This is a genomic window from Herbaspirillum sp. UBA812 (genome assembly GCF_002296545.1).
GTDB classification, from domain to species: domain Bacteria; phylum Pseudomonadota; class Gammaproteobacteria; order Burkholderiales; family Burkholderiaceae_D; genus Herbaspirillum; species Herbaspirillum huttiense.
Genome location: NZ_DBIC01000020.1, coordinates 431 through 9,932, shown reverse-complemented (window position 1 = coordinate 9,932; position 9,502 = coordinate 431). Strand labels below are relative to the sequence as shown.

The window sequence follows — 9,502 nt, the reverse complement described above, 5'->3', positions numbered from 1 at the left end:
CTGGCCGTAGTCGAAGCCGATGGTCTCCACCCGTTGATAGCGGGACAGCGCCCAGGCCAGGCAGGTGGTGGAATCCTGGCCGCCGGAGAAGAGCACCAGGGCGCTCTGGGTGCTGAGGGTCGGGGCGATGGCGGGAATGGCGGGAATGGCGGACATGGTCGGGCTCAACAAGTAATCGGAATCGGGGGAATCAGGCGCGTGATGGGTGCGAAAAAAGCACGCGGGGCCAGGCGGCATCGCTGCCGGCCTGGCCCCGCGCCTGCAATAGCGGCAAGCTTAGTTGGTTTTCTTGACCGAATCCAGCACCTGCTCGATATAGTCGCCATTGGGATCGGTGAACTTCAGGCGCACCGGATACCACTCCATCTTCGGTGCCAGCCAGATGTCGAGTTTCTGGGCCTGGTCGTCCGGGGGCGGATTGCGGAACAGGTGCAGCGCTTCGGTCTCGCCCTGGGCGGTCTTGATCTTTTCGCGGCCAACCACCTTGAAGGTCCACTGCTCGGCATCACGCGGACCGGCCACGAAGAAATTCCACTCCGAACCCGGCTTCATCTTGGCCGCATTGGCGCGGGCAATCGCCACGAACTGCCAGGTGATGCCGGTGCGGTCCTGCTCGCCACCCTGCAGCGGGAAGCTATCGGCCGATTCGGTGAAGGTGATCTTGTTTTGTTCGCGATTGAAGGTGGTGGTGGTCGGTTCGCGGCGCAGGCGCTTTTCGACGAAACGCGACGGGGCCAGGCCGTAGGCGTCGATGCTGCCTTCACTGCTGGTTTCCAGGATCTTGCCCAGCAGCATGGCGCGGGTTTCGGTGTTGACGCTGTAGGCGGTCTTGCTCTGCGTCCACTTGACCAGGCCTTCCCCCTTCAGATCGAGGCCGCTTTGCTTGGCGGTGATGGCGTAATGCAGCTCGGCCGAAGGCGGCAGGTTGAAGGGGCGCTTGTCCACCGGATGCGGACCGTCGGCGGCCAGGGCGGGCGCACTGGCGATCAGGGCGGCCAGCGGCAGCGCAACGAGGGTGGTTTTGAGGCGATATGAAAGAAATGTCATGGCGAGCTCTTCGTGTTGGTCTCTGTGGGGCTCGGCGATGAGGCAATGCCGAGCCATATGAAGGAATACGACCAAAATGCCGGAGGGCGGTTCTGCCGTCCGGGCGCGTAATTGTGCGCAATTGTTTCCGATTTTGACAGGCCTTGCAGGATCTGGTCTTACTGGTCCACCGGTTTGAGGCCCGACAGGTCCAGTTGGGTGTAGTCGCCATTGGGCCGCAGGTCGGTATAGCGCACCCGCACCGGATACCACTCATGCTGCGGGGCGAGCCAGATATCGACGCGGTCGTCATAGGAGCCGGGCTTGGGCTGGCGCACCACATGCCAGGTCTGGACGGTGCCGACGGGCAGCGTCAGGCTTTCCTGGCCCAAGACCTGCACGCGCCAGATTTCGCCATCGCGCACGCCGGCCACGAACAGGTCGATCACCGCGCCCGGCTGGAGCTGGCCGGGATCGCCCCGACCGATGGCGGCCAGTTGCCAGATCAGGCTGGCGCGGTCCTGTTCGCCGCCCCGGCGCGGGTAGCTGGTGGTGGAGGCGGAAAAACTGACGACGTTGCGTTCGCGATTGAAATGGGTGTTGGTGGCCGACTTGAAGCCCTTCTGTTCCGTATAGAGCTCGGGCGAGACGCCCCAGGCATCAAGCTCGCCCACGCTGGTGAAATTGAGAAGCGTGAAGAACAGCGCCTTGGCCTTGCCTTCCACCTTGTAGTGATCGCCCTCGTTGTGCCAGGCGATGCTGCCGCGGCCGTAGGCCGGCTGCTGGTCCTTGGTGCCGGTGACGTCGTATTCCAGCAGCACGCTGGGCGGGGCGCTGGTCTGGTATTGCTTGCCGGTGGCGGCCTCGGGCGCATCGCCGCTGCCGGTCGCGGTGCTGGCGGTGCCGCTGCCTTGTCCGCTGCCTGGCGAGGCCGGGCCCGCAGTTTCCGCAGGGGAGGGCGCAGCGGCCGTTTGCGGCGCTTCCGGGGTGGGCGTGGCGATGCGTTCCACGGTCTCGCGGATAGGCTCGTCTGGCGGTTCGACGGAGGGCTCGGGCGCGCGCCGTGGCTGTGGTGCCGGGCGACTGGCGGGAGTGGACGATTTGGCCGTCTTCGGTGGTACCGGTTTGGGTGTTGGCAGTGCCACCGGCTGCTCCGGCGGCGGCACCGGGCGCAGTTCCACCGTGATGGCCTGTTCCTGCGTCTGGGCCGGCATCACGATCTGGCGCCGGCCCCAGTCCACCAGCGCGGCGTGCAGTGCCAGGCTCGATGCAATCAGGATCAACAGGCGCGGCCAGCGCCGGGTGGGACGGGAAACTTCGCTCATGCCCGCCAGTGTATCGGATCATGCAAGGAGCGTCGTGGGGGCGCAGGGCAAAGGAGGGCCATTTCAAACAACGTACAATGCAGGTTTTGCCGCTGTCTCTTGCAGAATCGATGAACCTGTCCCTGTCTTCCCGCCTGCCCCTGCGCATGTTCCCGGCCGCCCTGCTGGCGTTGGCCGCCGTTTCCACCCCTGTTTGCAGCGTTGCCGCACCCTTGCCGCCGGTGCGCATCGGCATGATCGATGGCCTCTCCGGTCCTTTCGCCAATGCCGGTGAAGCGGTGGTGCGCAACATCAGCTACGCCATCGAGCGCGTCAATGCGCGCGGTGGCGTGAATCTGCCCGATGGCAAGCACCTGCTGCAGCTCTCCACCTTCGACAACAAGCTGGGCGTGGAAGACTCGCTGGTGCAGTTCCGCCAGTTGACGGATGAGCGCATTCCCTTCCTGATCGAGGGCAACAGCTCGGCCGTGGCCGCAGCGCTCATCGATGCGGTCAACAAGCACAACCAGCGCGAGCCCGACCGGCGCGTGCTGTTCCTGAATTATTCGGCGGTCGATCCCACGCTGACCAACGAGAAATGCAGCTTCTGGCATTTTCGTTTCGATGCCAGTGCCGACATGCGCATGCAGGCCCTGACCGAAGCCATCAAGGCTGATCCGGCGACCAAAAAGGTCTACCTGATCGGCCAGGATTACAGCTTCGGCCGCCAGGTAGCCAAGGCCGCGCGCGAGCAGATCACGGCCAAGCGGCCCGATATCGCCATCGTCGGCGACGAGCTGCATCCCATCGGCAAGATCAAGGATTTTGCGCCTTACATCGCCAAGATGCGCAGCGCCGGGGCCGACGCCGTCATCACCGGCAACTGGGGCAATGATCTGACGCTGCTGGTGAAGGCTGCACGTGATGCGGGCTTCAAGGCCAAGTTCTATACCTTCTATGCCAACAGCCTGGGCGCGCCTGCGGCCATTGGGGACGCGGGGGTGGGCGTGGTGCGTGCGGTGGCGGAATGGCATCCCAATGCGGGCGGCAATCCGGGTTCGCCCAGCGACGCCTACTACCAGGAATTCCGCAAGCGCTACCCGCAGCCCAAGGACGATTACCTCTACCTGCGCATGCAGGTGATGATCGACATGCTGGTCAAGGCTATCGAGAAAGCCAGGAGCACCGATCCCAAGGCGGTTGCATATGCATTGGAAGGCGCGCATTATCAGAACGCCTTCCACGAGGCGACCTTGCGGGCCGAGGATCACCAGCTGATCCAGCCGCTCTACCTGATGCAGATGCAGCGCGCCGACAGCGGCGGCATCCGCTTCGACAATGAGGGCAGCGGCTTCGGATTCCGTACCGAGCGCTTCATCCCGGCCGAGCAGACCGCACTGCCGAGCACCTGCCGGATGCAGCGCCCGCCACGCTGAGCACGACACCACAACAAGAGGAGCGATCAATGTTGAACCATGAGCAGATGCCGGGCGCAGGCTCGGTAGCCGATACCATCGATTTCATGAAGAAGATGTGGAGCAGCATGGGCGCCCCCGCCATGGCCACGCCTTCGCTGTCGGTGGAGGACATCAACAAGAAGATCAGCGACCTGAAGACCGTGGCCTCCTGGCTGGAGCTGAACCTGAACATGCTCAAGGCCACCATCCAGACCCTGGAAGTACAGAGCGCCACCCTCTCCACCCTGCAGGCCATGAGCGAGATCATGGCCTCGCGCGGCACGCCCCAGGCCGAGGCCCCGGCGGAGGAAGAGGGTAGCGCGGCCCCGGCTTTCCCCTTCGGTTTCCCGATGTGGCCGGGAGCAGGTGCCCAGCCCGAAGAAACACCTGAAGAAGAGGAACAAGGGGCTTCCGCTCCTGAAGTTGCAGAGGAGCAAACCACCGCGCCGCAGGCCGATGCCGAGCCCGCTGCAGAAGCCGAGGGCAGCGTCCCGCCGGCCCCGGATTTCCAGTCCGCCATCGCCAATCCCAATGCCTGGTGGAATGTGTTGCAGGAGCAATTCAAGCACGCCGTCGGCAACGCCCTGGCCGGTGGCCTGGCTGAGCAGGAACCGCTGTTGAAGCCCGCCAAGCCGCCCAAGCCCGAGAAGGCCCCCAAGCGTAGCGAAAATAAGACAGTTGCCCCCAAGCCCAAGGCAGGCGTCAAAGCCAAGCCCGCTGGCGCTCCCAAGCCGGCCAAGGGGGCCAAGGCGGCGCCGAAGAAGCCACCGGTCAAGAAAGCGCCCAAGCGTGCGGAAAATACGAGCGCGCCCGCCCGGACGGCTGTTGTACAATCCCGGCAAAACAAGAAGCCAGCCTCCCGCAAGCCAAATTCCCCCTGATCCTCGCCATGGCAGAGCCTGGCCCCGGGCGCAGCCGCGCCGGGTCTCTGTCATATTGCTGAAACCTGACCGTTTTAGTATGGATCTGGAAAATCTTGTTAAAATCAAACACTTAACGCATATAGGCACATACTGAGATGCTGTACCCAGAATTGTTCAAATCGCTAGAGCAGGTCCGTTGGAATATGGATAAGGATATTCCCTGGGACAAGTTCGACGCTTCCTTGCTCACCGACGAACAGGCGCAGACCATCCGCATGAACGCCATCACGGAATGGTCGGCCCTGCCGGCTACCGAGATGTTCCTGCGCGACAATCGCGGGGACAGCGATTTCTCGGCATTCATGTCGGTATGGTTCTTCGAGGAACAGAAGCACTCGCTGGTGCTGATGGAATACCTGCGCCGCTTCCGCCCGGACCTGTGCCCGACCGAAGAAGAACTGCACAACGTGCGCTTCGAGTTCGATCCCGCCCCGCCGCTGGAAACCCTGATGCTGCACTTCTGCGGCGAGATCCGCCTGAACCACTGGTACCGCTGTGCCGCCGACTGGCACACCGAGCCGGTCATCAAGCAGATCTACAAGATCATCAGCCAGGACGAAGCCCGCCACGGCGGCGCCTACCTGCGCTACATGAAGAAGGCCCTGAACGAAGTGGGCGACAAGGCCCGTGCCGCCTTCGCCAAGATCGGCGTGTTGATGGCCTCGGCGCGCCGCACCGAGAAGCCGCTGCACCCGACCAACTTGCACGTGAACCAGGCGCTGTTCCCCAACGACACCGTCCAGAGCCGCCTGCCGGATCCGGAATGGCTGGAACGCTGGCTGGACAACCAGATCAAGTTCGACGGCGAGTGGGAAAAGAAGGTCGTGGACCGCATCCTGCACAACATGTCGCTGCTGTTCGAACGTACCTTCAGCAACGTGCAGGAACTGAACCGCTACCGCAAGGAAGTGACCCAGCGCATCCTGCCGCCGGGTGCGGCGGCCGCCTGACAGGGAAAAATCCTTCACAGGCAGCAAGGCAGTACAATCACGAAAGCCGCAACCCAGGTTGCGGCTTTTTTCATCCTGCACTCTGCAATCAATCACCCGCTCACCCGAACCGATCCCGATCAAGATGGCCGACTTCGAATCCAAACTCTGCACCCGCGACGAACTCCAGCAGCGCGTAGCGCAATTGCCCAAGCCGGTGGTGATGACCAATGGCGTCTTCGACATCCTGCATCGCGGCCACGTGACCTACCTGGCGCAGGCCCGCGCCCAGGGTGCTTCGCTGGTGGTGGCGGCCAATACCGATGCCTCCGTCAAGCGCCTGGGCAAGGGCGATGACCGCCCCATCAACACCTGTGAAGACCGCATGGCGGTGCTGGCGGCGCTGGAATCGGTCTCGCTGGTGGTCCCCTTCGATGAAGACACGGCGCTGGAAGCCGTGCAGCAGGCGCGTCCGGAGATCTACGTCAAGGGCGGCGACTACGACATGCACGCCATCCCCGAAGGCCAGGCCGTGGCGGCCTATGGCGGCCAGGTGCTGTCGATTGCCTTCGAACATGACCGCTCCACCACCAAGCTGCTGGCCAAGGTGCGCAAGCTGGCCGGCTGATCGCGGCACGTTGAAAACGACAAGGCCGGCAGGAGCATCGCTCGCTGCCGGCCTTGCCGTTTCAGGCTGCCCGGTGGATCAGTGGTGCATGTGGCCCTTCATGTCCTTCATGTCATCCTTGCCCGCCGCTGCCGCATTGCGGTCTTCGACGTTGAAGGTCACGTCGACCTTGCCGGCCTTCTCGAAGATCAGCGTGGCCGGCACCTTCTCGCCTGCCTGCAGCGGCTTGGACAGGCCCATCAGCATGATGTGGTAGCCATTGCCCGGCTGCATGGCGATCTTCTGGCCGGGTTTGACTTCCAGGCCGCCCTCGAGCTCGCGCATCTTCATGACGTTGCCTTCCATGGCCATGGTGTGGATTTCACCGGACTTTGCCACCGGCGAGGACACGCCCACCAGGCGATCTGGCGCGCTGCCCTTGTTCTCGATGCTCAGGTAGGCACCGGCGGCCGGTTGTCCCGGAACCGTCGCGCGGGCATAGGGATGGCCGATTTCCAGCTGGCCCAGCTTGTATTCATGGGCCTGCGACAGCGGAGCGGCAGCCAGCAGGGCGGAGGTGATGGCCAGGGTGGCCAGCTTTTGGACGAAATGCTTCATATCAGTGATTCCTGGTTGTTCTGTTCATGTCTGGAATGCGGGCCTACAGCCTGCAGGGGTGGGCGCCAAGGCCCCGGGGGACGGCGGGTTCAGGCCGGTGGCGCACGGGCCCGGGGCGAACCCGGTGCCAGGCTGAGCGGACGCAGGCGTAGCGTGCCACCGGCCAGCGGATAGCTGATTCCCGGCAGGACCGTGGTATCGAAGGAAGCATCCGGTGCCGGCGTGGCCGCCTGTGTGCCGCAACACAGCGGGCAATGGCTGGCCGCCAGATGCGCTGGTGCATTGCCGGAAGCGCCGCCGCCTACGCTGCAGATGGCCATGGCCGGAGTGTCCCGCAGGGTGCGCGCGGCGGCCTGCTGCCACCAGGGCGCGGCCACCATCGCCAGCAGCAGCGCCAGGCTGGTCCACACCTGCAGGCGCAGCCAGGGGCGGCGCAAGGCAAGTCGTGTGGGGGAGGGGCGCAGGCGGGAAGACATGGGGCCTGATTATAGCGCCCACGTCCCATTTTGCCCGGCGCGCTGCTTGATCCCGATCAGGGGATGTCCCGCAATGCGAGCCGCCCGGCCCGCCTGCCAGTGCGGGCGGCAGCGGGCCTTCATGCAAATTGATTGTTGACAGGCGCTAGGCTAGACTTAGCGTCTTTTCGGGGTTTTGGTTTTTCGTTCACATTTTTCCAAGGGAGACTGCATGTCCTACACCAACAAGCTGACACTGCGCGCGATGGTCGCCGCCCTGTCCCTGGCTGCCGTCTGCGCAGCCCCGGCCATGGCTGCAGACAAATCGGTTGCCGTGACCGCCATCGTCGAACACCCGGCCCTGGACGCCGTGCGTGACGGCGTGAAGGACGAGCTGAAGGAAGAAGGCTTTGAAGCCGGCAAGAACCTGAAGTGGGAATACCAGAGCGCCCAGGGCAACACCGGCACCGCTGCCCAGATCGCCCGCAAGTTCGTCGGCGACAAGCCCGACGTCATCGTGGCCATTGCCACCCCCTCGGCCCAAGCCCTGGTATCGGCCACCAAGAGCATCCCGGTGGTCTATTCCGGCGTGACCGATCCGGTGGCCGCGCAACTGGTGAAGGACTGGAAAGCCTCCGGCACCAACGTCACGGGCGTGTCCGACCTGCTGGAACTGGACAAGCAAATCGACCTGATCAAGCGCGTGGTCCCCAACGCCAAGCGCGTGGGCATGGTCTACAACCCGGGCGAAGCCAACTCCGCCGTGGTGGTCAAGGCCTTGAAGGAACTGCTGGCCAAGTCCAACATGACCCTGGTGGAAGCCGCTGCGCCCCGCTCGGTGGACGTCGGTTCGGCCGCCAAGAGCCTGATCGGCAAGGTCGATGTGATCTACACCAACACCGACAACAACGTGGTCTCGGCCTATGAAGCGCTGGTCAAGGTCGGCAACGACGCCAAGATCCCGCTGGTGGCCTCCGACACCGACAGCGTCAAGCGTGGCGCCATCGCTGCCCTGGGCGTGAACTATTACGACCTGGGCCGCCAGACCGGCAAGGTCGTCGGCCGCATCCTCAAGGGCGAAAAGCCGGGCGACATCGCCTCGGCCACCAGCAGCAAGCTGGAACTGTTCGTCAACACCGCCGCTGCCCAGAAGCAGGGCGTGACCCTGTCGCCGGAACTGGTGAGCTCGGCCAAGACCGTCATCAAGCAATAAACCAGGTATCGCCCGAAGATCCCGCTGCCATGCGGGATCTTCCGTATCTGGCCGCAACGACGCAACAACGCAGCAAGATCTGCCCATACGCATAACGGGCCCGGTCGAGAGGAACGCCGAGGCCTGACCACCATGAACGAGGAGAGGACCATGTTTGCAGTATCGAAGTCATTGCGCGCCATCGCCGGCGCGCTCGCCCTGAGCGCCATCTGCGCGTCGGCCCTGGCCGCCGAGAAGGTGGTGGCCATCACCTCCTTCGTCGAACACCCGGCGCTGGACGCCGTGCGTGACGGCACCAAGGACGAACTGATCGCCGAGGGCTTCGAGCCCGGCAAGAATCTGAAGTGGGATTTCCAGAGCGCCCAGGCCAATGCCGGTACGGCCGGCCAGATCGCCAAGAAGTTCGTGGGTGACAACCCCGACGTGATCGTGGCCATCGGCACCCCGTCGGCGCAGCCGATGGTGGCCGCGACCAAGAGCATCCCCATCGTCTACTCGGCCATCGCCGATCCCATGGCCGCGCAGCTGGTCAAGGACTGGAAGCCGTCCGGCACCAACGTGACGGGCCTGTCGCACATGCTGGACCCGGTCAAGCAGGTCGAGGTCATCAAGCGCGTCGTGCCCGAGGCCAAGCGCGTGGGCGTGGTTTACAATCCGGGCGAAGCCAATTCCGTGTCGGCCCTGAACAACCTCAAGGGCGAGCTGCAGAAAGCCGGCCTGACCCTGGTGGAAGCCGCCGCCCCCCGTTCGGTGGACGTGGCCCCGGCCGCCAAGAGCCTGATCGGCAAGATCGACGTGATGTACACCACCACCGACAACAACGTGGTCTCGGTCTTCGAGTCGCTGGCCAAGGTCTGCAATGACGCCAGGATCCCGCTGATCGCCTCCGACACCGGCAGCGTCAAGCGCGGTGCCGTGGCCGCCCTGGGCGTGAACTTCTACGACATGGGCCGCCAGACCGGCAAGGTCG

General features: G+C 64.2%; 11 protein-coding genes. 6 read left to right on the top strand and 5 right to left on the bottom strand.

What is annotated here, in order from left to right:
• The 3 genes from B3873_RS01100 to B3873_RS01090 form a co-directional block, all read right to left on the bottom strand.
• The coding region (locus tag B3873_RS01100) for a 7-cyano-7-deazaguanine synthase (RefSeq protein ID WP_286863627.1) at nt 1–156 on the bottom strand (156 nt) is incomplete at its 3' end.
• A 120-nt stretch (nt 157–276) separates the two neighbouring features.
• Nucleotides 277–1,047, bottom strand: coding sequence for a DUF3108 domain-containing protein (locus tag B3873_RS01095; RefSeq protein ID WP_286863625.1), 771 nt, complete (start codon nt 1,045–1,047; stop codon nt 277–279).
• 158 nt (nt 1,048–1,205) lie between these two features.
• Complete coding sequence (locus B3873_RS01090; RefSeq protein WP_286863624.1) at nt 1,206–2,351, bottom strand: DUF3108 domain-containing protein; 1,146 nt, start codon at nt 2,349–2,351, stop codon at nt 1,206–1,208.
• 110 nt (nt 2,352–2,461) lie between these two features.
• On the opposite strand from B3873_RS01090, the gene B3873_RS01085 reads away from it, so the two are divergent.
• The 4 genes from B3873_RS01085 to rfaE2 all read left to right on the top strand — a co-directional run bounded on the left by B3873_RS01085 (nt 2,462) and on the right by rfaE2 (nt 6,267).
• The gene (locus B3873_RS01085) at nt 2,462–3,766 is read left to right on the top strand and encodes a branched-chain amino acid ABC transporter substrate-binding protein (RefSeq protein ID WP_121040512.1); all 1,305 of its coding nucleotides are present in this window, start codon (nt 2,462–2,464) and stop codon (nt 3,764–3,766) included.
• Between the two features lie 29 nt (nt 3,767–3,795).
• Nucleotides 3,796–4,668 (top strand): PhaM family polyhydroxyalkanoate granule multifunctional regulatory protein, encoded by an 873-nt coding sequence (locus B3873_RS01080; protein ID WP_286863623.1) that lies wholly within the window; start codon nt 3,796–3,798, stop codon nt 4,666–4,668.
• 137 nt (nt 4,669–4,805) lie between these two features.
• Complete coding sequence (locus B3873_RS01075) at nt 4,806–5,660, top strand: ferritin-like domain-containing protein (protein WP_209584517.1); 855 nt, start codon at nt 4,806–4,808, stop codon at nt 5,658–5,660.
• A gap of 124 nt (nt 5,661–5,784) precedes the next feature.
• Nucleotides 5,785–6,267, top strand: a complete 483-nt coding sequence (rfaE2, locus tag B3873_RS01070; RefSeq protein WP_034331294.1) for a D-glycero-beta-D-manno-heptose 1-phosphate adenylyltransferase — start codon at nt 5,785–5,787, stop codon at nt 6,265–6,267.
• A 78-nt stretch (nt 6,268–6,345) separates the two neighbouring features.
• On the opposite strand, the gene B3873_RS01065 is transcribed toward rfaE2, so the two are convergent.
• Entirely contained in the window at nt 6,346–6,864 is a 519-nt protein-coding gene (locus tag B3873_RS01065; protein ID WP_286863622.1) for a copper chaperone PCu(A)C, read from the bottom strand.
• Between the two features lie 89 nt (nt 6,865–6,953).
• The gene (locus tag B3873_RS01060) at nt 6,954–7,340 is read right to left on the bottom strand and encodes a DUF2946 family protein (protein ID WP_286863621.1); all 387 of its coding nucleotides are present in this window, start codon (nt 7,338–7,340) and stop codon (nt 6,954–6,956) included.
• Between the two features lie 211 nt (nt 7,341–7,551).
• Between B3873_RS01060 and B3873_RS01055 the strand changes: the two genes are divergently transcribed.
• Both B3873_RS01055 and B3873_RS01050 read left to right on the top strand, forming a co-directional pair.
• Nucleotides 7,552–8,532 (top strand): ABC transporter substrate-binding protein, encoded by a 981-nt coding sequence (locus B3873_RS01055; protein ID WP_034331297.1) that lies wholly within the window; start codon nt 7,552–7,554, stop codon nt 8,530–8,532.
• Nucleotides 8,533–8,682: 150 nt separating this feature from the next.
• Nucleotides 8,683–9,502 (top strand): ABC transporter substrate-binding protein (locus tag B3873_RS01050; protein ID WP_286863620.1); only part of this gene is annotated, 820 nt, incomplete at its 3' end.